Raw genomic sequence first — 25964 nt, 5'->3', positions numbered from 1 at the left:
TAACTTGTGTATTCGGCGCTTTATTCGGCGGCGAACTGGATCGTCAACCGGTATTTATACCGCAGGTTCTCCAGCACGACCGTGCCGCTCCAGCGCGGGCTGCCGCTGTAGTCGATGCGCATGATCGGTTCTTCGTTCAGGTAGAGCGTGCGCAGCAGGCCCTTGCCGCGGCCTTCCTCGGCGATGCGCCAGCCCGGCGGCAGCGCCTTCGCCACCGCCTCGACGGGCCACAGGGTCAACTGCATGTCTTCCAGCACATCTTCCGCGCGCACCTGGCGCGGCAGCATCGCGTGCCGCCATTCCTTGACTTCCTTGCCGTCGTAGCGCACCGTCAGCACACGCTGGCCGAACGCCAGGCCAACCATGTCGATCGCTTCCGGTTCGACCTGCAGCGCCACGTCCATGTCGTCGATACGGCCGCCGCGTTCCACCTTCAGGTGCTGCTGCACGCTGATCGACTGGCCCAGCGCGGCCGGCGGCAGCTTCAGCCCGAGGCGGGCCGGCGCCGGCGGAGCCGAAGCGCAGCCGGCCAGCGCCAGCGCAGCCATGCACGCGGCCAGCCGCGCCTTCAGCCCCGCTTTCAGGCCCGCTTTCAGCTCAGTGCGCACGCCGCCTCCAGTGCCGCCAGGCGGCGCGCCGTCTCCTTCACGTACGGATTCGACTGGTTCCATGCGTAGCCGGCCAGGATCGCCGAGATCATCCGGCGGATTTCCGGCTGCTGGCGCTCGTGGAAAATGATGGTCTGGAAGCCGCCCTTGTACCACGATTCGACGAAGGCGCGGAAGGTATCGACGCCGCGGCGCAGCGGCACGCCGTAGTCGGCCTGCCAGTCCACGGCTTCGCCGGCGAACTGCCGTTTCAGCGCGGCCGCGGCCAGGCTGGCCGAGCGCACCGCGATCGTCACGCCGGACGAGAACACCGGGTCGAGGAACTCGCCGGCATTGCCCAGCAGTGCGTAGCCCTCGCCCCACAGGCGGTCGACGTTGGCCGAGTAGCCGGTGATCTGGCGTGCCGGCGTGTCCCACGTGGCGTTCTCCAGCAGCGCGGACAGCGACGGTTCCTCGGCCACGATCATCTGCAGCCGCTCCGTCGGCGAGCCCTGGTACTGTTCCAGGTATGCCGTTTCGGCGACCACGCCCAGCGAGCAGCGCCCGCCGGCGAACGGGATGGTCCAGAACCACACATTGTCGTGCTTCGGGTGCACGGTGACGCGGATCTTGCTGCGGTCGAAACCGGGTTCGGATCCGGTGCGCGCGCCGATGCCGTCCTGCACGTGCGTGAAGATCGCGCCCCGCACCGGGAAGTTCGACGGCGTTTCCAGCTTCAGCAGGCGCGGCAGGATGCGGCCGAAGCCGCTCGCATCGAGGATGAACCCCGCATCGACCTGGTACTGCCCGCCGTCGGGATGCCTGACGGTGACGAGCGAGCGGCCGCCAGGCTGGCCCGGTTCGATGTTCAGCACTTCATGGCGGAAGCGGATCTCGGCGCCCTGCTTTTCCGCTTCCCTCGCCAGCAGGTGGTCGAAGTCGGCGCGCTGCACCTGGTACGTGGTGCCCCAGCCTTCCGAGTGCTTGTCGCGGAAATCGAAGTCCGTGTAGACGCCGTTCTTCATGAAGGCGGCCCCGTTCTTGTACTGGAAACCGGCCTCGACGACGGCGCGCAGCATGCCCGCCTCTTCCAGATATTGCATGCTTTGCGGCAGCAGGCTTTCGCCGATCGAGAAGCGCGGGAACTGCTCGCGCTCGATGACGAGCACCTGGCGGCCCTGCTTGCGCAGCAGCGCCGCGGCCACCGAACCGGCGGGGCCGGCACCGACGATCAGTATGTCAGCTGATTCCAATTGCATCTGCATGTGTTTTCTCTTTATTGAAGGTCGATAGTCCGAAACAGGGAACCGCCAGCCACACGAGCAGGGTGCCCAGCAACATCGTCAGCCCGAACGCCTGCAGCGCCGGCGTGTTCGACAGGCCGAGCAGGCCGAAGGCCAGCAGCGTGTTGGCCGCCGCCAGGCCCACCGCCAGCCATGGCGTGGTATCCCTTCGTTCGGCGCTTTTTACTGATTCCTCCTGCATGAAGATGCCGTAGTCGACGCCCACGCCCAGCAGCAGCATCAGCGCCAGCACGTGGAACAGCTGCAGGTTCTGGCCCGCATAGCCGAGGATGGCCAGCGTGGCCACGCTGGCCAGCGCGGTCGGCGCGATCACGCGCCAGGCCCGGCCCCGGTAGCGCGGCAGCAGCAGCACGAAGACCACGCAGTAGGCGGCCAGCACGACATAGCCCATGTTGACGCGATACCGGCCCAGCACGGAAGAGATTTCCTCGACCTTGTCGACCCACTGCACGCCGGCCAGGCCGTCGGCCAGCGGGCGCACCTGCGGCACCGCCGCCATCGACAGGCCGCGCAGTGCGACGATGCTGGCGAATTCGCCATGTTCGTTGCCGAGCCACAGGTGGCGCCACGGCTCGCTGGCCGGTGCCTTCATGAACGCGTCGATGCCGAGCGGCTTGCCGGCCGCGCGCAACGCGTCGGCGGTCGCCTTGACCCATCCTGCATCCTCGCCGGCCTGCTGCGCGACGGCGGCCAGCGGCCCTTCGGGTCCCAGCAGCTTCAGGTCGGCCAGCGCGCGGCGTTCCTGCTGCGTGCGCAGCGACGGCACCCAGTTCGAGATGGCCTGGTAGCCCGTCAGCTTGCCGGTGGCGACCAGGCGATCGAGCCGCAGTTTCAGCGCTTCTTCGCGCTGCAGTACCGTTTCGGCCGAGTCGCCGCGCACCAGGAAGAACTGCACCGGCGTGGGCGCATCGAGCAGCTTGCCCAGCTTGATCTGGTCGTCGACCAGGTGCTTCGGCGGATTCTGCAGCAGGCGGATGTCGTCGTTGGCACCCAGTTTCGCGATGCCGAACGCCGCCACGGCAGCGAACAGCGCCACGGCGAGCCACGTGCCGGCACTGGCGCGCAGCAGCGGCCAGCGGGCCAGCGCCGCGCCATAGCCGCGCACCAGCGCGCCGCCCCGCAGGCTGCGCGGGCCGATCAGTTGCGGGAACCAGAACACCACCGTCAGCCACGCGAACACGAGGCCCAGCGCGGAAAACACGGCCATCTGGCGCAGGCCGGGGAATGGCGTCAACGCCAGGCCCATGTAGCCGATGACGGCGGCCAGCAGCGTCAGCGCCAGGCCCGGCAGCAGTTTCTTCAGCAGCGCACGCGAGTCCAGCGACGCATCGGCGGACAGCCGGTTGCACAGGAAATAGATACCGTAATCCTGCGCCACGCCGACCAGGCTGGCGCCGAACACGAGCGTCATCAGGTGGATCTGCCCGAACAGCAGCCAGCACACCGATAGCGCGCCCAGCACGCCAACGCCGATCGACAGCAGGATCAGCGCGATCGGCTTCAGCGTGCGGAAGGCCAGCCACATCAGCAGGACGATGCCGGCCACCGACCCGGCGCCGATCGTGTGCATTTCGCGGCTGGCCTGCGCGCCGGCATTGGCGGCATGCAGGATCACGCCGGCCTGGATCACCCGTGCCTGCGGCGCGGCGGCCTGCGCGGCGTCCAGCGCCTGCTTCAGTATCGGCAGCACGCGGTCCTGCGCCGTCATCGACAGGGCCGGCACCTTCAGGGTCAGCGGCAGCAATACATACTGCTTTTCATCGTCGGCGACGAACAGGTGGCCGTCGCGCGGGCGCACCGGCGTTTCCTGCGCGCGCTCCTGCACCCAGCCGGAGAACAGGCCGAACGGATCGTCCTGCCAGGCGCCCAGCTTCGGGCCGCCGAACGGCGCGTACAGTTTCGCCAGCGCCTGCTGGGTCCAGAACGCCGTGCCTTCCTTGCGCAGCTGATCCTGCTGGGCCGGCGACATCAGCACCAGCCGGTGCTGATGGAACAGCGACAGCCATTCGGCCTGCACGTTGGCGCCGGCATCGGCGGCCTGGAACAGGTCCGGATGTTTCGCCAGCACGGCGGCATAGGCATCGGCCGCGCGCTTCGCATCGTCCCACGCGGCGGCGCCGACCAGCACGATCACACGCTGCTGGGCCGCGTCGACCATGTGGGCGAACGAGCTTTGCAGGATGGGGTCGCGTTCCTGCACCGGCAGCAGCGCCATGATGTCGGTATCCGGCACGATGCGCTTGACCAGCCACAGGTAGCCGTTATGGCCCAGCAGCAGGGCCACCGCCACCAGCCACAGCACAGCGAGCGCGCGCCCCTTCGCCATCATTTGAACAGCGCCGCCTCTTCGGGGCCCAGTGCCTTGGCGCCCGATTCGATTTTCGAGAACACGATGCTGGTGCGGTCGCCCGACGCTTCGCTGATGACGATGTTGTTGACATAGGCGCCGCCGTCGAGCCGGATCGTGCCGATCGCCTTGGCCAGGGCGGGTTCACGCGCTTCCAGCGTGACGTTCCAGCTGTCGGCGCCCACCGTGCCGTCGACCTTGAACAGCTGTTCGAGCTGTGCCAGGTCGCCGGCCAGCAGCGAGAACAGGACCTGGTTGATCATGCGCACCGTCGGTTCCGTCTTCGCATCGAGGCGCATCGCCACGCGGTCGCCCTGGTAGTGGATGATTTCGCTCCTGGTCAGGCGCAGCGTGTTCGGGAACGGTTGCAGCGTGCGCCACAGCACGCCTTTTTCCTGCACCACGCAGAAGCGGCCGTTGGCGGCCAGCGGCTTCTTCATGCCGGCCAGCGTCTTGCTCTGGTCGAAGCGGCCGCACATCACTGGCGGCTTGGCCAGCATCGCCTGGATCTTCGCCACCGGCACGGCGGCGTTGGCGTTGGCGTTGGCAGCGTTGCCGTTGGCAGCGGCGGCGAATGCCGGCAACGCCAGCGCGACGGTCATCAGGATTTTTTTCATTGCAGTCCCAGTTTTTCCAGCAGCACGGGCGGCGACACGTAGCACATTTCCTGCGTGGCGATGTTCACCGCCACCATCGTCGTGGTGGCGCGGTTCAGGCGCTTGCCGGAGGCCGCGTCCGTGATCAGGTAATCGATCTTCAGGCAGTTTTCCCACTCGACGATGTCGGCGCGCAGCCGGATCTTCTGGCCGAACGTGGCAGGCGCCACGTAGCGCAGGTGCATGTCGATCACCGGCCACGCATAGCCGGATGCCTTCATCTGCGGGTAGTTGTAGCCGATCTTGTCGAGCAGCGCGCAGCGCACCACTTCCAGGTATTTCACGTAGTTGCCGTGCCAGACGATCTCCATCGGGTCCAGGTCGAAGAACTGGACATCCATGTCGACTTCGGCGAACCAGCGGCTTTCTTTCACTTTACGCATACAGCTCCCAGGCCTGGCCGCGGATACGGGCGACCAGCGAGCGCAGTTCGCCGTCCAGGCGGCGGTCCTCGTCGATCGGCGCGATATCCAGCGCCGCGACCATCGCGGCCAGGTGCGGCTGCAGCGCCAGTTCCGGGTTGGCGCGGCCGCGCAGCCAGGCGCCCTGCCGCACCGTGACCAGCAGGGCGGCCACCACCTGTTCCGTCAGTTCCAGCACGCGCAGGCAGTCGCGCGCGGCGATCGTGCCCATGCTGACCTTGTCCTGGTTGTGGCATTCGGTCGAGCGCGAGAATACCGAGGCCGGCATCGTCAGCTTCAGCGCCTCGGCCGTCCACGCCGACGCACTGATCTGCAGCGCCTTCAGGCCGTGGTTGATCGCCGCGCGCGGGCCCGTGCTGCCGGACAGGTTGGCGGGCAGGCCGTTGTTGTAGCGCGCATCGACCAGCAGCGCCATCTGGCGGTCCAGCAGGTCGGCCACGTTGGCCACCGCATTCTTCATGCCGTCCATCGCGAAGGCGATGTGGCCGCCATAGAAATGCCCGCCGTGCAGCACGCGTTCGTTGTCGCCATCGATCAGCGGATTGTCGTTCGCGCTGTTCAGCTCATTTTCGATGTTGGTGCGGAACAGCGGCATCGCATCGGCCAGCACGCCGATCACGTGCGGCGCGCAGCGGATCGAGTAGCGGTCCTGCAGCCGCTTGCCGTTGCGTTCCCACACGGTAGTGGGCAGGTCCTCGCGCAGCATCGCCGCCACGCGCCCCATGCCGGGGTGCGGTTTCACCGAGAACAGCACTTCGTCGAAGTGGTGGGCGTTGCCGTCCAGCGTGTACGAGGCCAGCGCCGTGATGCGGGTCGCCAGTTTGACGAGATACTCTGCACGGTCGTAGGCCAGGCAGGCCAGCGCCGTCATGACGGCGGTGCCGTTCATGATGGCCAGCCCTTCCTTCGGGCGCAGGCGCAGCGGCGCAATGCCGGCCTCGCGCAGCGCCACCGCCGCGTCGACGATCTCGCCGTTGCGCCACACCTCGCGCTCGCCGCACATGACGGCGGCCAGGTACGACAGCGGCGTCAGGTCGCCGGAGGCGCCCACCGAGCCCTCGGAGGGGATTTGCGGCAGCAGCCCGGCATCGAGCAGGCGCGTGATCTGCAGCAGCAGTTCGACCGACACCCCGCTGTATCCCTTGGAAAGCGATGCCAGCCGCGCCGCCAGGATCGCGCGCGTCTGTGCCGGATCGAAGTGATCGCCCAGGCCGCAGCCGTGGTAGGTGTACAGGTGGTGCGGCAGTTCCGGCACCAGCTCGGGCGGCACGGCCACGGTGCACGAGTCGCCGTAGCCGGTCGTCACGCCATACACATTGCCGTCCTCGCGCAGCAGGCGATCGAGGAAGTCGGCGCCGCGCGCGATGGCGGCGCGGAACGCCGGGTCCGGCGACAGCTCGGCGCTGGCGCGGCCGTGGGCGATATCGACGATGTCTTCGATCGTCAGCCGTTCGCGGTCGAAACGGACCGCGCGCCGCGTGGATTGGATGTCAGCCAGTTGCATCGTTGTTTACCTGTTTTCCCTCGGTTGCACCGGATTCCGGCAGCTGCCAGAAGTCGTAGAAATTGAACCACTGCAGTGGCGCCCGCGCGGCATGGTGCTCCAGCCGCGCCGCGTAGTCCTGCGCCATCGACGCGAGCGCCGCGGTGCGCTCCCTGCGCGGCAGCCGCACGCCATCGCTGAAATGCTCGATGTGCACCTCGGTGACGCCGTTAACGCACACCGTGAACAGCAGGTAGACCGGGCACTGAAGAATGCCGGCCAGCAGATAAGGGCCGACCGGGAACGGCGCCGGTTCGCCCATGAAATCGGCCGTGGCCACGTGCTCGTTGCCGGAAACCGGCACGCGGTCGCCGGCGATGACGACGAACTCGCCGCGGCCGATCCGCTCCGACAGCATCATCGCCGTGGCCGGCGTCATCTCCGTCACCTGCAGCAGGTCGGTCTGGCTTTCCGGATTGAGCTTGCCCATCAGCCGGTTGAATGCCTGCGCGTGCTTGGTGTGCACCAGCACGGTGGACTTGATGTCGTTGCGCTGGCGCGACAGCAGGCGTGTCAGCTCCACGTTGCCCAGGTGCGAGCAGACCAGCACGCCGCCGGTGCCCCTGGCGATGGCGTTCTCGATCACGTCCGCGCCATGGAACCGCACGCCGTCGAGCCGGTACAGCCCGCCCCACAGCAGCAGCTTGTCGAGCAGGTTTTCGCCGAAGCTGGCGAAGTGCGCCAGCACGCCGGGCACCGGCTGGCCGGTGTGGGCACGCACGCGGCGCAGGTAGTCGCGCGAAGCGCGCCGCGCCCGGCCCTGCGTGAGCACATACCAGGCCAGCACCGGGTACAGCGCCACGCGGAACGGCCAGCGGCCGAACACGCGGCAGATCCAGAACAGGAAGCGCATGCCGGCAACGAAGCTGACCTCGTCGATCGAGGCCCAGTGGCGCCGGCTGTCGCTCGACGTACTCATTTGCGCCTCCACTTGCGCGCCAGCAGCAGCGGGATGCGCGGCAGCATGCCGAAGAACAGCGCCGTGTGCATGGCCGAGATCAGCACGTTGTCGCGCCAGACCAGGAAGTGCGATACGCCGTCTTCCGGATAACGCACGCGGGTGGGCAGGTTGACGATCCGCACGCCGCGCCAGTACAGCCGCACCAGCACGTCGGTATCGAAATTCATGCGGCGGCCCAACCGCGTTCGCGCCGTCAGCGCGTTGATCGCCGCCACCGGGTAGACGCGGAAGCCGCACATCGAGTCGCGGATGTCGAACGACAGCGTGTTGATCCATACCCACACGTGGGTCGCGTAGCGGCCGTACAGACGCGCCTTCGGTACCGAGTCGTCGTATACCGGGCAGCCGCAGATCACGGCGTCCGGCTGCGCCCTGCCCTGTTCCAGGAACCGCGGCACGTCCGCCGTATCGTGCTGACCGTCGGCATCGATCTGCAGCACGTGGCTGTAACCCAGTGCGGTGGCGCGGGCAATGCCGGCCATCACGGCGGCGCCCTTGCCGCCGTTGACGGCAAGGCGCACCAGCGTGACGCGCGCCGGTTCGGCGGCGGCGATATCGTCCAGCACGCGGGCGCAGGCGGCCGTGCTGCCGTCGTCGACCAGCACGCAGTGCAGGCCGTGCGCCAGCAGCCGCGACGTCACTGCGCCAATGGCGCCTTCGTGGTTGTAGACGGGGACCACCACGCACGGGTTGAACGGGTGGTCACGCATGCGCCGGCTCCGCGTGGAAGAGGATGCGGCCGCTGGCATGCTGGCCGGCCGGCGAACGGTAGGCAAACGTCAGCTGCCCCTTGGCCGGGTCGTGCAGCAGTTCCAGCTGCACCGGCAGATCGGGCTGGATCACGTGCTGGAATTTAAGCGCGTGCATCGCCCGGAACGCCGGCGGCAGCGCGAAGTTGTCGCGGCCGAAGCGGATCGCCCATTCCACCTGCGCCACGCCGGGCAGGATCGGCGCCTGCGTGAAGTGGCCGTCGAAGTACGCCAGGTTCGCCGGCGCGACGATTTCCAGCAGCACGCGGCGGCCGTCGCCATCGCGTTCCAGCTCGCGGACATGCGGCAGCCGCGGCCGAACGGCGGGATTGGCCGGCAGTGGATCGGTAACCGCCGCGGCCAGCAGCGGGTCGGCAGGCGCCGCGGCCAGCAGCGCGAGCAACGCGGCCACGGTGGTCTTGCCTTGCGCATTGACGGGCAAGGCGTCGAGGTAGCGCCAGCGGCGCGGCAGCGCCACCGCGTCCACCACGCCGGCCAGCACGGCACGCAGGCGTCCGTTCAGGGCCAGCTTGCCTTCCCGCTCGAGCACGGCGCGGCCGGCCGCCGCCGGCACCACGAAGGCGGCGAGCACCTGGCGGTGGCCGTCGTCCGGCTCGCACAGCGCCACGCGCGCTTCGGCCGCCAGGCCCGACGCGAGCAGCGCCGCCTCGATGGCATCGAGCGAAATGCGTTTTTCCTCGATCTTGGCGATCCGGTCGCCGCGGCCCAGCAACTGGAAGCGCCTGCCCTGCAATGCCTGGGCGCGGTCGGCCAGCGGCAGCCAGCCGTCATCGGGCAAGTGCGGCGAGCGCACCTCGAGGAAGCCTTCGTGCAGGCGCCACGCCACGGTGGGGAACGGTGTCCAGGCATCGTCGTTCACCGATGGCAGTGCGGCCCGCTGGCGCCAGGCGATGCCGCCCGTTTCCGAGCTGCCGAATACTTCGACGGGCACGCTGCCCAGCAGGCTGCCGCAGGTTTGCGCCGTATCGGCCGGCAGCGGGCCGCCGGACGAGAACACCGCCGCCAGCCGGGTGCGCGCGCCGCGCCAGTCGAGGTGCGCCGGCAGGCGTTTCAGGTGCGCCGGGCTGGCGACCAGCACGCAGCGCTGCGCGGCCAGCGCCGCTGCCAGCGCTTCCGGGAAGGCGATGCTGGCGGCATGGATCGGCCGGCCGGTATTCAATGGCCAGAGCACCTTGAACAGCAGGCCGTAGATGTGCTGGTGCGAGACGGTGGCGATCACCGCGGCGGCGCCGGCGCGGGCACCGAACAACACTTCAAGCGTGGCGACTTCGCTGGCCATCTGGCGCAACTTCTTGGGAATGGCCTGCGCCGCGCCGGTGCTGCCGGAGGTGAACACGACCAGTGCGTCGGCTTCGGGATTGAGTTCGCGCAGCGCTTCGGAGTGGACATGAGCTTCGGTGGGCACCAGCGGCGCGCAGCCTGCCGGGAACTCGCCGAGGAAGCCGTGCACGTGTTCGCGCAGGTTGGCGCAGGTGGCGTCCAGCGTGTCGGCCGCCAGCCACACGGTCTTGCCGGCTTGCCAGGCGCCCAGCAGCGCGGCGGCGAATTCGATGCTGTCCTCGACGTACAGCGCGAAGCGGCTGCCCGGGTGCTGCCGCAGCAGCGTGCGCCAGGCACCCAGGCGTGCCAGGAAGGCCGCCGTGCCGACAGCGCCGCCGGCACGCACGCCAACGGGAATGGAGGACGGCCGCGCGGCAAGCCGCACGGCCAGCGAGGACAACGATTCACACATGATGCAGTCGCTTGAAGCGCATCCGGACGAGGAATTCCCCGCCGAATAAAAGCCCCATCAGGATGTAGGAAACCAGGCCCGTGTACAGCGACCATACCGCGTCGCTGGCCCACAGTGCCGTGCCCAGCGCCATGGCGCCATTGAAAACAAAGAAGCCGCACCACACCTGGGTGACGGTACGCATGTAGGCGCTGGCAATGGGCGGAAACTCCTCGCCCGACAGCCGCGCCATCCGCTCGATGGCGGAAACCGGCGTGGCGAGACTGGCGCCGAACGCGGCCAGCAGCGCCAGGTTGACCAGCACCGGGTACAGTTTCAGCGGCAGCAGCATGTTGCTCCACACCGCGCAGCCGACCAGCACCAGCGCGCCGGCCACCGACCAGCGCGCGGGAGCCGAGATCTTCAGGGCCGGCAGGCGCGCCGCGGCGGCCAGCAGCAGCAGCAGCGCGAGCCAGCGCGGCTCGAACCGGCCATGGCCCAGCCAGATGGCAAGCGGGTACAGCACCGTGAGGGCCACGGCCACGACATTGCTCAGCATCCGCTCAGGCCACCGGCTCCGTCATGCCGGCCAGCGCGTCGACCACGTCGCCGATCGTGCGGATCGTCTTGAACACTTCCGGCTGCAGGCGCTTGCCGGTCAGCTGCTTCAGCTTGACGGCCAGGTCGACGGCGTCGATGCTGTCGATGTCCAGGTCTTCGTACAGGTTCGAATCGGCCGTCAGCGTTGCCTTGTCCAGCTCGAACATCTCGGCCAGCAGGTCGATCACCCAGGCCTGCAGCTCGGTGCTGCCCATCGTGGTCAGGTCAATCATGTTCCACTCCTCATTGCTTGCGATTGGACTCGATCATTGCCGCCAGCGCCCGCACCGAGGCGAAATGGCGGCGCGTGTCTTCCGAGTCGGCCGACAGCGAAATGCCGTACTTCTTCTGCAGGGCCACGCCCAGTTCGAGCGCGTCGATCGAATCGAGCCCCAGCCCGTCGACGAACAGCGGCGCGTCCGTGTCGATGTCCTTCGGGCTGATGTCCTCCAGCTGGAGCACGTCGATGATCAGTTCCTTCACTTCTTGTTCAAGCATGGCCTTGGTACTTCCCCGTAAAATAGTTCTGTAAAAATTCCGTCAGCCGGCGCGCCGCCATCACGTCGCTGCTGTCGTGGATGAAGGGCTCCACCGCCACGTCGTCCTGCACTTCCAGCGAGAAGAGCACCCGGCGCGGCGGGACCCGCCACCATTTTTCGCCCTTGCCCAGCGTGGGCGGATCGCAGCGGATCACCACCGGCGTGATGGCGCGCGCGCCGCGCACCGCCACGTTGGCGGCGCCCCGCTTCAGGCTGATGACGCCGCTGGCGGGCGTGCGCGTCCCTTCCGGGAACACGATCAGGTTGTTGCCTGCCTCCAGCGAGGCGATGCAATCCCGCACCAGCCCTTCGCCGTCGCCGCCGCCCTTGCCACCGCTCGTGCCACCGCTTTTGCCACCATCGTTGCTGATGTAGCCCGCGGCCCGCACCGGTCCCCGCGTAAAAGGGTTGTTCCACAGCGCGCCCTTGACGATGCAGTCCGCATTGCGCACGAACGCCATCAGGAACACCGTGTCGATCAGCGTCGGGTGGTTCGCCAGGATCAGCAGACCGCGCCGCTCCAGCTTTTCCAGCCCGCGCACTTCGTAGCGCAGCACACCCAGCGCGCGCATCACGTCCACGTAGGCGCGAAACGCCAGGCGGATGATGGCGCGCGCCGCCGTCACGCGCCGCGCACGCCGCCAGACCAGCAGGTACAGCAGCGGGAACACGACGAGCCGCATCAACAGGCCGCCGATTCCGAACAGCGCGAAAGACAGGCCGGTGGCGCCCACGCGCCACGCCCGTCCCAGTGTTTCAATCACCGCGGCTCCAGCGCCAGCGCCGCCGGCCGGCCACCCGCTCCAGCTGCGGCGCACCGGCGGCGTAGAAGCGCAGCACGTCGAGCGTGCCGGGCAGGCCGCCGTGGTCTTCCTCGCCGTCGCTGGCCGCCCAGTGCAGCGACAGCCGCTCCGTGCCGCCGTCAGCCGCCATCAGCCACGCGAACGCGTGCGGCTGCTCGGCGCGGTCGGAGAACGGCGCGAACGCTTCCGGCAGCGGGCAATCGGCGGCCACCAGCAGCACCGCCGGTGCGCCGTCGGCCAGCAGGCCGCAGGCCTCGATCACCGCGTGCTCGAGCGTGCCGCTGCCGGCCGCCAGCGCGATGTGGTTGGCCCGGTCGCCGCGCGCGATCGAGAACAGCCCGGCATTGGCGTTGTGTACCGACATGCCGAACGCGGTCGGCGACAGCGGCTCGCCGCGCGCCAGGTCGTCCAGCAATGCGATCGCCCGCGCCGTTTCGCCATGGCGCGAACAGAACACGGTGGGAATCCCGCTGCGTTCGCCAAGTGCCGTGTAGGCAACGTCGAGCGCCATCTTGCCCAGCTGGCCGAGGCGGCGCCGTAGCATCGGCGGCATCGACCGCACGCCGGGCTCGCCTTCATGAGGGATCGGCGCCGGGTCCGCGGCCCAGGCCGCCCAGTCGTCCGCCGCTGCGAGGCCGGGCGCCCAGGCGGCATGCCCGAGAATGGAAAAACTGACGCCTGCCCTGTACATTCACTATCCCCGTCGCGGTGGTATGACTTATTCGTGCGCCACTGCGTGTGATTCTGTGGCAGGTAGTAGCAGAAATTATAAGCGAGCCCTGCTTCAAATAACAAAACTATCGGCCGCCGGGCGTTGCATTTGGACCATTACCACCTTGCGTTGTGCAATATCAAACGACGCAGCAGGAGTCTAGCAATGCCGATGCCGTCAAAAGTCGGCGAATTGTCACCAACCCTGCCTTTTTTTGTAACAGCCGGCTTTCCCCAGCTTAATTCTCACTAATTGTCACGCTATGATTCGCGCTCGCGAGATCGCCGGATGGCGGGCCGTTATTTCAGTAGTTAATAATCGGGTCATGCAAGCGGGAATTTGTCTAGTTCAAAACGCAACATTTCCATGATGAGAATACGGTAAAGCAACAACGCGACAGTGAATTCAACTATTATCGCTTAGTTAACATTATTTTCGAGTGGTGACCTTGCCCAAGCTTTCGTTCCGCCTGCTGTCGCTGATCGCTTTCCTGCTGATTGCCGCGCTGCTGAGCGCCACATCGGTGCTCGCATTGCTGACCTTGAACCGGCTCGCCGAACACAGCCGCGAAACCGGCAACGATGCCATCGCGCTGACCGCCAACGCGCAGCGGGTGGCCGAACGCAGCGTGGCGATGGAGCGCAGCGCGCGCCAGTTCCTCGTGCTCGACGACATTGCCTTCCTGGACCGGTTCCGCGAAGCGTGGCGCGATGCGCTGGCGGCGCTCGATGCGATCGACGCCGAACTGCCCGGCGCCGCACCGCCCGCGCTGGACGACTGGCGCCGCAATGGCGAAGCGGCGCGCGCGGCGCTCGGCATGCCGGACACGCACCGCGGCGCGGCGCAGCTGCGCCTCGATGCCGCGCTGGCGCAACTGCCTGCGATCAACAGCGAACTGGCCCACCTGGTGCAGGCCGAGGTGGACCGGCGCAATGCCGCGATCACCGAGGAACTGGAAACCCGCCGCAATGTGCTGCGTGGCCAGCTGGCGCTGTCGATCGCCCTGGCCGCCGTGCTGTCGATCGCGTTCGGCGTCTGGCTGGCACGCCCGCTGCGGCAGATCGAAAGCGCGATCGCGCAACTGGGCGGCAACCGCTACGACACGCCGATCGACGTGGCGGGGCCGGACGACCTGCGCCGCATGGGCCGCCACCTGGACTGGCTGCGCCAGCGGCTGGCCGACCTGGAGGCCGACAAGGCCCGCTTCATGCGCCATATCTCGCACGAACTGAAGACGCCGCTGGCTGCGATGGTCGAGGGCGTGGCCCTGCTGGAGGACGAAGTGGCCGGCCCGCTGGCCCCGAAACAGCAGGAAATTACCCATATCCTCCGGCAAAACACGGCATCGCTGCAAAACCAGATCGAAGATCTGCTGCGTTACAATGCCGCCAGCTTCGACGCGCAGCACCTGCTGCGCGAGCCGGTCGACATGGTGGCGCTGGTGCGCCGCGTGGTCGACAGCCAGCGCCTGCAATGCCAGGCGCGCAGCCTGGTCGTGATGGTCGAAGGCGGCGCCCCGGAGATCGCGGTGGATGCCGCGAAGCTGGCGATCGTGGCCAGCAACCTGTTATCGAACGCCGTGCGCTTTTCCCCGGAAGGCGGCACGGTGCGAATCATCGTCGCCCGGGAAGACGGCATGCTGCGGCTGGATTGCATCGACCAGGGTCCTGGCGTGGCGCCGGCCGATGCCCAGCGCGTGTTCGAACCGTTCTACCAGGGCGAACGCCAGCCGCCCGGCGCGCGCCGCGGCAATGGCATCGGCCTGTCGATCGTGCGCGAATACGTGACCGCGCACGGCGGCACCCTGCAACTCATGCCCTCGTCGCCTGGGGCTCACTTCCGTCTCGAACTGCCTTATGAAAACTGAACCAAGACCCTTCCGTGCGCCATTGCCGTCATTGCTGGCGCTGTTGCCGCTCTTCCTGCTGCTGTCGGCCTGCGGCACGCAACCCAGCGTGGAGACGCACTACGGCGCCCCGCTGGCCGTGCAACCGCTGCCGATCAGGGTGGAACCGGTGGCACTGCCGGACGAAGTGATGCCGCTGCTGGTCTACCACCAGTCGCTGCGCAAGATGACGCAGGGCGAACTGCTGAAGGAGCTCTCCGGACTGCTGCAGCAACAGCGCACGCCAAAGGTGACGCTGCAGACCGGCATGATCCTGATGCTGACGCGCGGTAGCGGCGACCTGGCGCGCGCACAGGGGCTGTTCGAGGGCGTGGCCGCGTCGAACGAGCCGGGCACGCAGGGCCTGCGCGCGTTCGCGCAACTGCTGTCGAGCCATTGCGCCGAAGCGCGCCGGCTGTACGACCAGGCCGACCGCCTCTCCACGCAACTGAAGGACACGACGCGCAAGACCGAGCAGCTGAGCGACACGGTCGAGGCGCTGAAGGCCATCGAACGGGGCTTGCCGGTGCGTCCGGCCAACGGCGCGAATGGCGCCTCGACACCGGGAGCACGCTGATGCCAGCCATGAAACCCCACCTGCTGCTGGTCGACGACGACGACGATCTGCTGCGCCTGCTGTCGATGCGGCTGACGGCGAACGGCTACCGTGTGACGGCCGTCGGCAGCGCCGAGGCGGCGCTGGCCCGGCTGTCGATCGAGCTGCCGTCGCTCGTCATCAGCGACATCCGGCTGCCGGACCGCGACGGCATGGCGCTGTTCCAGCAGATCCGCAGCCAGTATCCGGCACTGCCGGTGATCCTGCTGACGGCGCACGGCACGATTCCCGACGCGGTGGAAGCCACCACGCTGGGGGCCTATGCCTACCTGACGAAACCGTTCGACGCCAAGATCCTGCTGGACCGGATCAGCCAGGCCCTGGCGCTGACGGCGCCCAGCACGGCGGGTCCGGACGGCGACGACAGCTGGCGCGCCGAAATCATCAGCCGCAGTCAGGCGATGGCCGAACTGCTGGCCGAGGCGCGCCTGGTCGCGGCGTCCGATGCCAGTGTGCTGATCCGCGGCGAAAGCGGCACCGGCAAGGAGTTGCTGGCGCGGGCGATCCACCGCGCCAGCCGGCGCGCGAATGCGCCGTTCATCGCCGTCAATTGCGGCGCGATCCCGGAGCAGCTGCTGGAGTCGGAGCTGTTCGGCCACGTGAAAGGCGCCTACACGGGAGCCGTCAACAGCCGCGAGGGCCTGGTGCAGGCGGCCGATGGCGGCACGCTGTTCCTCGACGAGATCGGCGACATGCCGCTGCTGCTGCAGGTAAAGCTGCTGCGCGTGCTGCAGGAACGCGTGGTGCGCCAGCTGGGTTCCGACGTGGGCCGGCCGGTCGACGTGCGCGTGTTGTCGGCAACCCACCGCGACCTGGACGCGGCCATGCTGGAGGGCCAGTTCCGCGAGGATCTGTATTACCGGCTCAACGTGATCACACTGACCTTGCCGGCGCTGGCGCAGCGGCGCGAAGACATCGGCCTGCTCGCCACGCGCTTCCTGCAGATGCTGGCAACGAAATACGGCAAGACCGTCAACGGCTTTGCCCCGGATGCGCTGGAGGCGCTGACACGTGCCGCCTGGCCGGGTAACGTGCGGCAGCTGTACAACGTGGTCGAGCACGTCTGCGCGCTGGCCACCGCGCCGCTCGTGCCGCTGACGCTGGTGCATCGGGCGCTGCGCGTGCCGACGCTGGAAGTACTCAGCTATACGGAAGCGAAGCAGCGCTTCGAACGCAATTACCTGGTACAGCTGCTGAAGCTCACGGATGGCAATGTCTCCGATGCCGCACGGCTGGCCGAACGCAACCGCACCGAGTTCTACCGGCTGCTGTCGAAGTACGACCTGAACGCGGCCCAGTTCCGCGAGGGCGGCACTGTCGCTGAAGAGCGACAGGAATAAATCCTTTCATATCAATCAGTTGGCTTATCTGGACCGAATACTGTCGCCGTATCACGACAAAAACAGGTCAAATTGTCTCGAATTGTAATTCCTGTCGGCAATTTAATCTTGGTGGAAACTCCAAGTCCTTGATTCAGCTCGACATTTGAGAGCTGGCACGGCGCTTGCAAGTAGTAGGGCAACGTCACACGGCGTTCCTTAAACTACGATGGAGATTCATACCATGACGAACACCAAACTGATCGCCTCCCTGCTGGCTGCCGCTTCCCTGTCCTTCGGTTCCGCCGCTTTCGCCGCCGAGCCGCAGCAGGATGCCGCCATGGCAGGGGCTGCCGCCGCTGCGGGCGACTCCGCGCTGACTTCGAAAGTCAAGGCTGCGCTGGCTGACCAGAAACAGATCGGTGTAGCCGCCAACCAAGGCGTAGTGACGCTGTCCGGCTCCGTGCCAAGCACCGACGAAGGCACCAAGGCCATCCAGGCCGCTTCCGCCGTCGAAGGCGTGAAGGAAGTCAAGAGCGAACTGACCGTCGCATCCAAGTAAGCACAGGAGAGCATTACCGATTTTCTCGGCCCCGGAGCAGGGGCTTGTATCGAAGTAGTAGTACCGGTAGTAAGTAGCATCTGAGAGTAGCAGAAGTACCTCCCCTTCCAGCGGGCGCACGCAAGTGTCGCCCGCTTTTTTTTGCTCCGCGCAAACGTTGTAAAAAATCGGGGGCGCAGCCGGGGTTTCAAGGAGCACCGCTCCTTGCCGGCGTAGCGGTGCTGCCATGCATGGCAGGACTCCTTCCTGTCCCCAAATGTTTGCAACGGTCGAAAAAAAAACGGCCCGCAGGCCGTTTTTTTGGTGACGCCGATGGAAACCCCGTCAGGCCAGGTTTTCCAGCCGGATCTTGGTCACGTTGCCCAGCACGGTCGGCAGGCCTTCCATGCGGGCGATCGCGGCCAGCACCTTCTTTTCCTGGGTCTGGTGCGTCAGCATGATGATGTCTGCCTGGACTTCGCCTTCGCCCGGCTCCTTCTGCATCATCGCGTCGATCGAGATGCCGCTGTCGGCCAGGATGCGCGTCAGGTCGGCCAGCACGCCCGGCTGGTCGGCCACGCGCATGCGCAGGTAGTAGCTGGTGGTGATCTCGGCCATCGGCAGGATGGCGATGTCGGCCAGTTCGTCGGGCTGGAAGGCCAGGTGCGGCACGCGGTGTTCCGGGTCGGCGGTGGCCAGGCGGGTGATGTCGACCAGGTCGGCGATCACGGCCGATGCGGTCGGTTCGGCGCCGGCACCCTTGCCGTAGTACAGCGTGGCGCCGATGGCGTCGCCCTGCACCAGCACGGCGTTCATGGCGCCTTCCACGTTGGCGATCAGGCGCTTGGCCGGGATCAGCGTGGGGTGCACGCGCAGTTCGATGCCTTCGATGCCGTCGACACGGGCGCGTTTGGCGATGCCCAGCAGCTTGATGCGGTAGCCCAGCTGCTCGGCGTAGCGGATGTCGACCGCTTCCAGTTTGGTGATGCCTTCCACGTGCGCCTTGGAGAACTGCACCGGGATGCCGAACGCGATCGCCGACAGGATGGTGGCCTTGTGCGCCGCGTCCACGCCTTCGATGTCGAACGTGGGATCCGCTTCGGCGTAGCCCAGCGCCTGCGCTTCCTTCAGCACCGTATCGAAGTCCAGGCCCTTTTCGCGCATCTCGGACAGGATGAAGTTCGTGGTGCCGTTGATGATGCCTGCCAGCCATTGCACGCGGTTGGCCGTCAGGCCTTCGCGCAGCGCCTTGATGATGGGGATGCCGCCGGCGACGGCCGCTTCGAACGCCACCATTACGCCCTTTTCCTGGGCGGCCTTGAAGATCTCGTTGCCATGCACGGCCAGCAGCGCCTTGTTGGCGGTAACGACGTGCTTGCCGTTGGCGATCGCGCGCATGACGAGCTCGCGGGCGGTATCGTAGCCGCCGATCAGTTCGACGACGATGTCGATCGACGGATCGTCGACGATCTCGAACGGATCGGCCACCACCCTCACTTCGCCGTTGGTGCGGGCCTTCGCGCGCTCCAGGTTACGGGCCGACACGGCCACCACTTCAATGCCGCGGCCGGCGCGGCGGCGGATCTCGCTTTGGTTGCGTTTCAGGACGTCGAAGGTACCGCCTCCGACATTGCCCACGCCCAGCAAACCTACTTTGATCGAGTTCATGTTCTACATTTCATTGCGGGCGCGCGGTTCGCCGCGCGCCGGGTTGATCGGTCAGCCGATGTCGTCAGTCATCTCGCTCAGCCATGCCCATGCTTGCGGCGATAGCCTTCGAGGAAGCGGGCAATGCGCCCGAACGCTTCCGTCATGTCGTCCGTGTTGGGCAGGAAGACGACGCGGAAGTGGTCCGGCGCGATCCAGTTGAAGCCGGTGCCCTGGACGATCAGCACTTTGGTCTCGGCCAGCAGGTCGTAGGCGAACTGCTGGTCGTCCGCGATCGGGTAGATCTTCGGATCGAGGCGGGGGAACATGTACAGCGCCGCCTTCGGTTTCACCACGCTGACGCCGGGAATCTCCGTCAGCAAACGGTAGGCGAGGTCGCGCTGCTTGAGCAGGCGCCCGCCGGGGCCGACCAGGTCCTGAATGCTCTGGTAGCCGCCGAGCGCAGTCTGGATCGCAAACTGGCCCGGTGCGTTGGCGCACAGGCGCATCGAGGCGAGCATGTTCAGCCCCTCGATGTAGTCCTTGGCATGTCTCTTTTCGCCGGAGACGACCATCCAGCCGGCCCGGTAGCCGCAGGCGCGGTAGTTTTTCGACAGGCCGTTGAAGGTCACGCACAGCACGTCCTCGCACAGCGAGGCGATCGACGTGTGCGTCACGCCGTCGTACAGCACCTTGTCGTAGATCTCGTCGGCGTAGATGATCAGCTGGTGCTGGCGCGCCAGCTCGATGATCTGCAGCAGCACCTCGTCCGGGTACAGCGCGCCGGTGGGATTGTTCGGGTTGATGACGACGATCGCGCGCGTATTCGGCGTGATCTTCTTGCGGATGTCGTCGATGTCCGGGAACCAGTCCTGCTGCTCGTCGCAGATGTAATGCACCGGACGGCCGCCGGACAGGCTGACGGCGGCGGTCCACAGCGGATAATCCGGCGCCGGCACCAGCACTTCGTCGCCGTTGTTGAGCAGCGCGTTCATCGACATCACGATCAGCTCGGAGGCGCCGTTGCCCAGGTAGACGTCGTCGATCGTCACGCCGGCGATGTTTTTGCCCTGCGTGTAGTGCACCACCGCCTTGCGTGGCGCGAACATGCCTTTCGAATCCGTATAGCCGGCCGCGTTCGGCAGCTGGATCTTCATGTCCTGCACGATCTCGTCGGGCGGATCGAAGCCGAACACGGCCAGGTTGCCGATGTTGAGCTTGGTGATCTTGTGGCCCTCTTCTTCCATCTGCCGGGCTTTTTCGGGCACCGGGCCACGGATCTCATAGCAGACTTCTGCCAGCTTGTTCGATTTCTGAATCGGTCGCAAAATCATCCCCGGAAGTGCGAGTCCTGCACGCATTGGTTGCACGCATTGCGGCATACCATTGCTGCATTGCGAAAATGACCCATTCTGCCGAATAAAGTTCGATTAGGCAACCGCACGGGGCCGATTCGGATGGCAAAACGTTACAATAGAGTCTCTTTCGCGAAACCAGATCGACCATCAAGCGGCGAGACCATGAAGCTTCATTCCAGCAATACCCAGCAATACCAGACCGTCACCGGCTATTTCGCCGGCGGCGTCGAGATCAACGCCCAGCCGTACGACCACAGCCTGCTCGTGCTGCCCGAAAAGGCCCCGCAGCCATGGCCGGTGGCCAGCTTTGCCGACCTGACCGTGGCGCATTTCGAGCAGTTGCTGGCCGAGGCGCCGGATGTCGTAATCCTCGGCACCGGCGAGCGCCAGCGCTTCGTACACCCGCGCCTGTCCGCACCGCTGACGTCGAAACAGATCGGCGTCGAGTGCATGGACACCAACGCTGCCTGCCGCACCTACAACATCCTGATGGGTGAAGGGCGCAAGGCGCTGCTTGCGCTCATCATCGAAAAAAATACCGGTAGTTGAGCGGCCTTGATTTACCGCATGGCGCCGCCATATCAAAGCTGCATCGCCTGGCGCTTTCCGGCCGCCGGTGCACACCATTCCTTCCAGGAGAAACAGCGTGGCCGATAGCCCCGATCAAACCGACGCCCCCCTGCCCAACGCATCCGTGCCCAACGCATCCGTGCCCGGCGCATCAACGCCCGATGCTTCGCTGCCTGACTTCAGCGCCGCGATGACGAGCGGCCAGACGTTCACGCTGGCCGGGCGTCCGGCCCAGGCCACCGTGCTGTTCTTCTACCCGAAGGACAATACGCCCGGCTGCACCACGGAGAACATGGCCTTCCGCGACCTGCACGAGCAGTTCAAGGCCGCCGGAGTGGAAATCTACGGCATCAGCCGCGATTCGCTGCGCTCGCACGAAAGCTTCAAGGCCAAGCTCGGACTGCCGTTCGAACTGATTTCCGATCCCGACGAGGCGATGTGCCAGGCGTTCGGCGTGATGAAGCAGAAGAAGATGTACGGCAAGGAAGTACGGGGGGTCGAGCGCAGTACGTTTGTCATTGACGCCCAAGGCAGGTTGGTGAAAGAATGGCGTGGCGTGAAGGTTCCCGGTCACGTCGATGAAGTGCTGGAATTTGTAGCGCGCCGGGGCTGATATCAAGTTTGCGACCGAGCCCGCCGCCACTGTTCCGGTTATCCTTAACCGATGTTCGTGCACATCTTCGTGCAGTCAGATTTTGAGTCAACAGCGTTCTCCTCTCCTCACTGTCACACCTCCCGTAGTTTCGCTACCCGGGCATTCTGCTGCCCTCTTGGCATCCACTGCATTCCCTACCGACCTGTCACCGTGGCCCATGCCGGCCACGCGGGACTTTTTTAAGACGAGATCCTGATGCCATTGCCAAAATTGCCTACCAAGCCGGCTACCCTGCTGCTGGCAAAAGATTACCCGAAGGCGAGCGGCGCCAACCCGGTACCGTTCCCCGAACATGACGAAGTACCGAAGAAAAAATCGGCACGCAACAAGACCGCCGAGGTCCTCGATGTCTTGACCCCTACCGTGCTGGCCGAGGCGCTGCCGCCGGCGCCGCCGGCGAAGAAGACCGCGCGCAAGAGCGCCGCGAAGACCGTGGCCGAAGCGCCTGCGGCGACCGCTCCCGCACCGGCCAAGGTCGCTTACCCGGCCCCTACCGCGCCCGCGACTGCGGCGCCGGCCGATGCCGCTCCCGAAGCTGTCGAAGCCGAGCCGGCAACGGCCAAGGCGCCGCGTTCGAAGGTCACGCCGATCAAGGCCGAGGCACCGCATCCGGCCAAGCACAAGCCGGTCGAGGTGACGATCAAGTCGTCGACCAGCCGCCATGCCGACCAGATGGGCGGCACCAAGCTGTTCGTGCTCGACACGAACGTGCTGATGCACGACCCGACATCGCTGTTCCGTTTCGAGGAACACGATGTATACCTGCCGATGATGACGCTGGAAGAACTGGACAACCACAAGAAGGGCATGTCCGAAGTCGCGCGCAATGCGCGCCAGGTGTCGCGCACCCTCGATGCGCTGGTCGCCAACACGGATGACGACGCGATCGAACAGGGCATCCCCCTGTCCAAGCTGGGCAACAAGGATGCCAAGGGCCGCCTGTTCTTCCAGACCAAGCTGCAGATCGCCGACCTGCCGGAAGGCCTGCCGCAAGGGAAGGCGGACAACCAGATCCTGGCCGTCGTCCGTTCGCTGGAAGCCGACCAGGAAGGGCGCGCCGTGGTACTGGTGTCGAAGGACATCAACATGCGCATCAAGGCGCGTGCGCTGGGCCTGCCCGCCGAGGACTACTTCAACGACCACGTGCTGGAAGACACGGACCTGCTGTACTCCGGCATCGTGCAACTGCCGGACGACTTCTGGAACAAGCACGGCAAGGACATGGAGTCGTGGCAGGAAAACAAGAACGGCTACAGCACCACGTTCTACCGGGTCACCGGGCCGTTCGTGCCATCGCTGCTGGTGAACCAGTTCGTGTACCTGGAACCGAACAACGGCGAAGCGTCGTTCTATGGCCAGGTGAAGCAGTTGAACGGCAAGACGGCCGTGATCCGCGTGCTGCGCGACTACTCGCACAACAAGAACAACGTGTGGGGCGTGACCGCGCGCAACCGCGAGCAGAACTTCGCGTTGAACCTGCTGATGGATCCGGAATGCGACTTCGTCACCCTGCTGGGCCAGGCGGGCACCGGCAAGACGCTGCTGGCGCTGGCCTCCGGCCTGGCCCAGGTGCTGGAAACGAAGCTGTACAACGAGATCATCGTGACCCGCGTCACCGTGCCGGTGGGCGAGGACATCGGCTTCCTGCCGGGCACCGAGGAAGAGAAGATGGGCCCGTGGATGGGCGCGTTCGACGACAACCTCGAAGTGCTGAACAAGTCCGACAACGACGCCGGCGAATGGGGCCGCGCGGCCACGCAGGACCTGATCCGTTCGCGCATCAAGATCAAATCGCTGAACTTCATGCGCGGCCGCACGTTCGTCAACAAGTTCCTGATCATCGACGAGGCGCAGAACCTGACGCCGAAGCAGATCAAGACGCTGGTCACGCGCGCCGGCCCGGGCACGAAGATCCTCTGCCTCGGCAACATCGCGCAGATCGACACGCCGTACCTGACGGAAGGCTCGAGCGGCCTGACCTACGTAGTCGACCGCTTCAAGGGCTGGGCCCACAGCGGCCACGTCACGCTGGCGCGCGGCGAACGCTCGCGCCTCGCAGACCACGCGAGCGACGTGCTGTAAGCACCCTGCTCCGCCCGAAGCCCCGCCCGCGCAAGCCGGCGGGGCTTTTTTCCGAGCACCACATCCGCGACTGTTGTAAAAAATTCGGGGACAGTCCCCCCAGGGGGGACTGTCCCCGAATTTTTTACAACACTGCGGGAATGTATTACTTCTGCTTCAGGTATGCGCGCAGGCCGTGCGTGAGGACGAGTGGAAACACGCTGGCGTGGTCTTCGTCGGCGAACACTTTCAGCGTGGTGGCAAGGCCGCGGTAGCGGTGGGCGGCCAGTGCGCCGTGGAAGTCGCGCAGGTCGGCGACCATGTCGGCGTCTTCCTCGGCGCGCGAGCGCTGCTTGCCCGGCGCCAGCGTTTCGCGGCTGCCGATGCCGAAGAAGACCGAGGCCGGCATGTCGCCGTGCGCCGCTGCGTAAGCCTTTTCGCGGTCGAACATCACGCCACGGTCGAACCACAGCGACGGGCTGCCGAGGATGTAGTGCTCGAACGTGTTCGGCCGCGTCAGCAGCACCTGCAGGCCGAGCAGGCTTCCATACGAATGGCCGACGAAGATCTTGCGCCGCATGTCGGCGCGGTAGTGCGCGGCGACATGCGGGAAGACTTCGGTGGCGATGAAACGGCCGTAGGCGTCGGCCTCGCCGAAGGCCGCGGGCCGGCCCGGCATGTCGGAGCGATAGCCGCCGTTGCGCGGCACGCTCGGCGTGTAGTCGCGGCGGCGGCTGTAGACACCTTCGTCGCCCTTGGCATACGACAGCCCGACGACGATCGCCTCCTCCATGCCCGCGTGCCTGTGGAGCCGCGACGCGATGCCGCGGGCGACCGGAAACGCGTAGCCGGCATCGACGACGAAAACCACCGGATAGCGGCGCTCCGATGCGCGGTACGAGTCGGGCAGCGCCACGTACAGCTGGTAGTCGCGTTTCAGCGAGGCGGCATGGATCTCGCGCACTTCGGTGTTATCGAGGACGTAGCCGGGTACCGGCGCCGCAACCTCGGCGGCGGCGGCGGCGGCGGTGGCGGTGGCGAAGCAGCCAAGGAAGAACAGGATAATCAACGATTTCAAAACGGTCCTCCGGAAGTTGGTCAGGCGATTGTGCCGCGTGCCACGCCAGCCGCCGATCGCGAAGGGATGGAATGCCGCTTCCCGGGGACGGCCATCGCCGGAGGCCAGCCAACCCGCTGGTATACTTTTGGCCGATGACTACGTTTTCGCCGATGACTACGCCCGCCCCTTCCTGCTCCCCTTCCCGCTCCCCTGCCCTGCCCCCCGCCAGGACCGTGATCCTCGCCGCGCTGGTCTGGACGGCGATCAGCGCGCTAGGCGCGCTGCAGACCTACAGCGACAACCTGCGTACCGGCGTGGCGAGCCACTACCCGGTGCTGCTGGCCACGTGGTTCGTCGAATATGCGATTCCGCTGATGGTGCTTTCCTCGGTGCTGGTCACGGCGCTGGGCCGCTGGCCCGTGCTGGTGGCGCGGCCGCGCAGCGTGGTGCTGCTGTTCGTCGGCCTGGTATTGCTGTTCCAGCCCGCACAGTGGCTCTACATCGCCTGGCTGCGCGACTACCTCGACATCGCCAGCTTCGCCGACGTGCGCCGCCTGCTGATGAAGATGCTGCTGGTGGGCTGGTTCACCACCACCGCCACGTTTGCCGCGATCCTGGCGATCCATTACTGGCGGCAGGCAAAGGACCGCGAACTGGCCTGGCAGCGCGCGCAGAACGACATGCTGAACCTGCGCCTGCAGCTGGAAGAGCAGCGCATGCTGGCCCTGCGCGCGCAGCTCGAGCCGCACTTCCTGTTCAACGCGCTGAACGCCATCAGCGCGCTGGTGCGCGCCGGCGACAAGCCGGTGGCGCTGGCCGGCATCGGCCGCCTCAGCGCGCTGCTGCGCTATGCGCTGGCGGCCAGCACGGACCAGACGGCGACGCTGGCGGCGGAACTGCAGTTCGTGCGCGATTACCTGGACCTGCAGCGGCTGCGCTACGGAGCGCGCCTGCGCATCGCGATCGAAGGCGCCGACGACGCGCTGCTGCACGACGTCGACTGCGCGCCGCTGTCGCTGCAGCCGCTGATCGAGAACGCGCTGCGCCACGATCTCGATTGCCACGACGGCCCCGGCGACATCACGCTGTCGTTCGCGCGCGACGGCGGCGAGATGGTCGTCACCGTCACCAACCCGGTCAGCGCCGGCGCCTCGCCCAATCCCGGAGCCGGCCTCGGGCTGGCCAATACGCGCGACCGCCTGCGGCGGCAGACGCCCGGCGCATCGTTGCGCGCCGGCGTGCGCGGCGAGCGCTTCGTGGCCGAAGTACGCCTGCCGGTCGCGGCGCGGGATTGAGC

The 25964-nt window shown here is 66.6% G+C and carries 25 protein-coding genes; 8 read left to right on the top strand and 17 right to left on the bottom strand.

All coding sequences use genetic code 11. From position 1 onward, the window contains the following. Nucleotides 1-20 precede the first annotated feature (20 nt). Genes FHS02_RS26110 through FHS02_RS26045 form a run of 14 tightly spaced genes read right to left on the bottom strand, consistent with a single transcriptional unit; the run spans nt 21 to nt 12934 of the window. Nucleotides 21-608, bottom strand: coding sequence for a DUF3261 domain-containing protein (locus FHS02_RS26110; RefSeq protein WP_443094131.1), 588 nt, complete (start codon nt 606-608; stop codon nt 21-23). Further along, nucleotides 593-1846 (bottom strand): NAD(P)/FAD-dependent oxidoreductase, encoded by a 1254-nt coding sequence (locus FHS02_RS26105; protein WP_137317435.1) that lies wholly within the window; start codon nt 1844-1846, stop codon nt 593-595. Before FHS02_RS26105 ends, FHS02_RS26110 begins: the two co-directional genes overlap by 16 nt. Further along, nucleotides 1827-4217: an MMPL family transporter gene (locus tag FHS02_RS26100; protein ID WP_137317436.1), complete on the bottom strand. Its 2391-nt coding sequence runs from the start codon at nt 4215-4217 to the stop codon at nt 1827-1829. Before FHS02_RS26100 ends, FHS02_RS26105 begins: the two co-directional genes overlap by 20 nt. Then, the gene (locus FHS02_RS26095) at nt 4217-4855 is read right to left on the bottom strand and encodes an outer membrane lipoprotein carrier protein LolA (RefSeq protein ID WP_137314098.1); all 639 of its coding nucleotides are present in this window, start codon (nt 4853-4855) and stop codon (nt 4217-4219) included. Before FHS02_RS26095 ends, FHS02_RS26100 begins: the two co-directional genes overlap by 1 nt. Next, nucleotides 4852-5277 (bottom strand): acyl-CoA thioesterase, encoded by a 426-nt coding sequence (locus tag FHS02_RS26090; protein ID WP_137314099.1) that lies wholly within the window; start codon nt 5275-5277, stop codon nt 4852-4854. The genes FHS02_RS26095 and FHS02_RS26090 overlap by 4 nt, the downstream gene beginning before the upstream one ends. Beyond that, complete coding sequence (locus tag FHS02_RS26085; protein WP_137314100.1) at nt 5270-6820, bottom strand: HAL/PAL/TAL family ammonia-lyase; 1551 nt, start codon at nt 6818-6820, stop codon at nt 5270-5272. The genes FHS02_RS26090 and FHS02_RS26085 overlap by 8 nt, the downstream gene beginning before the upstream one ends. Then, complete coding sequence (locus FHS02_RS26080; RefSeq protein WP_137314101.1) at nt 6807-7778, bottom strand: lysophospholipid acyltransferase family protein; 972 nt, start codon at nt 7776-7778, stop codon at nt 6807-6809. The genes FHS02_RS26085 and FHS02_RS26080 overlap by 14 nt, the downstream gene beginning before the upstream one ends. After that, nucleotides 7775-8530, bottom strand: a complete 756-nt coding sequence (locus FHS02_RS26075; protein WP_137314102.1) for a glycosyltransferase family 2 protein — start codon at nt 8528-8530, stop codon at nt 7775-7777. The genes FHS02_RS26080 and FHS02_RS26075 overlap by 4 nt, the downstream gene beginning before the upstream one ends. Then, nucleotides 8523-10322, bottom strand: a complete 1800-nt coding sequence (locus tag FHS02_RS26070; protein WP_137314103.1) for an ApeI family dehydratase — start codon at nt 10320-10322, stop codon at nt 8523-8525. Before FHS02_RS26070 ends, FHS02_RS26075 begins: the two co-directional genes overlap by 8 nt. Next, on the bottom strand, nt 10315-10860 hold the full coding sequence (locus tag FHS02_RS26065) for a COG4648 family protein (protein WP_137314104.1): 546 nt from the start codon (nt 10858-10860) through the stop codon (nt 10315-10317). The genes FHS02_RS26070 and FHS02_RS26065 overlap by 8 nt, the downstream gene beginning before the upstream one ends. A 4-nt stretch (nt 10861-10864) precedes the next feature. Further along, nucleotides 10865-11134 (bottom strand): acyl carrier protein, encoded by a 270-nt coding sequence (locus FHS02_RS26060; RefSeq protein ID WP_371861470.1) that lies wholly within the window; start codon nt 11132-11134, stop codon nt 10865-10867. Nucleotides 11135-11144: 10 nt separating this feature from the next. Next, nucleotides 11145-11399 carry a phosphopantetheine-binding protein gene (locus FHS02_RS26055; RefSeq protein WP_137314105.1) on the bottom strand — a complete coding sequence of 85 codons (255 nt, stop codon included), beginning with the start codon at nt 11397-11399 and terminating at the stop codon, nt 11145-11147. After that, a complete protein-coding gene (locus FHS02_RS26050; RefSeq protein ID WP_229422667.1) occupies nt 11392-12204 on the bottom strand; it encodes a lysophospholipid acyltransferase family protein in 813 nt (270 codons plus the stop codon). The genes FHS02_RS26055 and FHS02_RS26050 overlap by 8 nt, the downstream gene beginning before the upstream one ends. Next, the gene (locus FHS02_RS26045) at nt 12197-12934 is read right to left on the bottom strand and encodes a beta-ketoacyl synthase chain length factor (RefSeq protein ID WP_137314106.1); all 738 of its coding nucleotides are present in this window, start codon (nt 12932-12934) and stop codon (nt 12197-12199) included. The genes FHS02_RS26050 and FHS02_RS26045 overlap by 8 nt, the downstream gene beginning before the upstream one ends. 463 nt (nt 12935-13397) lie before the next feature. On the opposite strand from FHS02_RS26045, the gene FHS02_RS26040 reads away from it, so the two are divergent. The 4 genes from FHS02_RS26040 to FHS02_RS26025 all read left to right on the top strand — a co-directional run bounded on the left by FHS02_RS26040 (nt 13398) and on the right by FHS02_RS26025 (nt 17337). Further along, a complete protein-coding gene (locus FHS02_RS26040) occupies nt 13398-14822 on the top strand; it encodes a HAMP domain-containing sensor histidine kinase (RefSeq protein ID WP_307722200.1) in 1425 nt (474 codons plus the stop codon). After that, complete coding sequence (locus FHS02_RS26035) at nt 14812-15417, top strand: hypothetical protein (protein WP_137314108.1); 606 nt, start codon at nt 14812-14814, stop codon at nt 15415-15417. Before FHS02_RS26040 ends, FHS02_RS26035 begins: the two co-directional genes overlap by 11 nt. Then, the gene (locus tag FHS02_RS26030; protein WP_137314109.1) at nt 15417-16796 is read left to right on the top strand and encodes a sigma 54-interacting transcriptional regulator; all 1380 of its coding nucleotides are present in this window, start codon (nt 15417-15419) and stop codon (nt 16794-16796) included. Before FHS02_RS26035 ends, FHS02_RS26030 begins: the two co-directional genes overlap by 1 nt. Before the next feature lie 223 nt (nt 16797-17019). Beyond that, nucleotides 17020-17337, top strand: a complete 318-nt coding sequence (locus FHS02_RS26025) for a BON domain-containing protein (protein WP_137314110.1) — start codon at nt 17020-17022, stop codon at nt 17335-17337. A 324-nt stretch (nt 17338-17661) separates the two neighbouring features. Here FHS02_RS26025 and FHS02_RS26020 read toward each other — a convergent pair whose 3' ends face one another. Both FHS02_RS26020 and FHS02_RS26015 read right to left on the bottom strand, forming a co-directional pair. Beyond that, the gene (locus tag FHS02_RS26020; RefSeq protein ID WP_137314111.1) at nt 17662-18984 is read right to left on the bottom strand and encodes a homoserine dehydrogenase; all 1323 of its coding nucleotides are present in this window, start codon (nt 18982-18984) and stop codon (nt 17662-17664) included. 77 nt (nt 18985-19061) lie between these two features. Then, the gene (locus FHS02_RS26015; protein ID WP_137314112.1) at nt 19062-20297 is read right to left on the bottom strand and encodes a pyridoxal phosphate-dependent aminotransferase; all 1236 of its coding nucleotides are present in this window, start codon (nt 20295-20297) and stop codon (nt 19062-19064) included. Nucleotides 20298-20483: 186 nt separating this feature from the next. Here FHS02_RS26015 and FHS02_RS26010 point away from each other — a divergent pair, with 186 nt between their 5' ends. The 3 genes from FHS02_RS26010 to FHS02_RS26000 all read left to right on the top strand — a co-directional run bounded on the left by FHS02_RS26010 (nt 20484) and on the right by FHS02_RS26000 (nt 23628). Next, nucleotides 20484-20870, top strand: coding sequence for an Mth938-like domain-containing protein (locus FHS02_RS26010; RefSeq protein WP_137314113.1), 387 nt, complete (start codon nt 20484-20486; stop codon nt 20868-20870). A gap of 190 nt (nt 20871-21060) precedes the next feature. Next, entirely contained in the window at nt 21061-21504 is a 444-nt protein-coding gene (locus tag FHS02_RS26005) for a peroxiredoxin (RefSeq protein WP_137317439.1), read from the top strand. A gap of 237 nt (nt 21505-21741) precedes the next feature. After that, on the top strand, nt 21742-23628 hold the full coding sequence (locus tag FHS02_RS26000; protein ID WP_137314114.1) for a PhoH family protein: 1887 nt from the start codon (nt 21742-21744) through the stop codon (nt 23626-23628). Nucleotides 23629-23773: 145 nt separating this feature from the next. Here FHS02_RS26000 and FHS02_RS25995 read toward each other — a convergent pair whose 3' ends face one another. Beyond that, nucleotides 23774-24685 (bottom strand): alpha/beta hydrolase, encoded by a 912-nt coding sequence (locus FHS02_RS25995; protein WP_229422669.1) that lies wholly within the window; start codon nt 24683-24685, stop codon nt 23774-23776. A 152-nt stretch (nt 24686-24837) separates the two neighbouring features. Between FHS02_RS25995 and FHS02_RS25990 the strand changes: the two genes are divergently transcribed. Then, complete coding sequence (locus tag FHS02_RS25990; RefSeq protein ID WP_221403949.1) at nt 24838-25962, top strand: sensor histidine kinase; 1125 nt, start codon at nt 24838-24840, stop codon at nt 25960-25962. Nucleotides 25963-25964: the final 2 nt, after the last annotated feature.

Origin of the sequence: Pseudoduganella umbonata (genome assembly GCF_014192225.1) — a bacterium.
Classification (GTDB): domain Bacteria; phylum Pseudomonadota; class Gammaproteobacteria; order Burkholderiales; family Burkholderiaceae_D; genus Rugamonas; species Rugamonas umbonata.
Note: the sequence above shows the minus strand (reverse complement) of the source record. Positions and strands in the feature narration are given on the sequence as shown.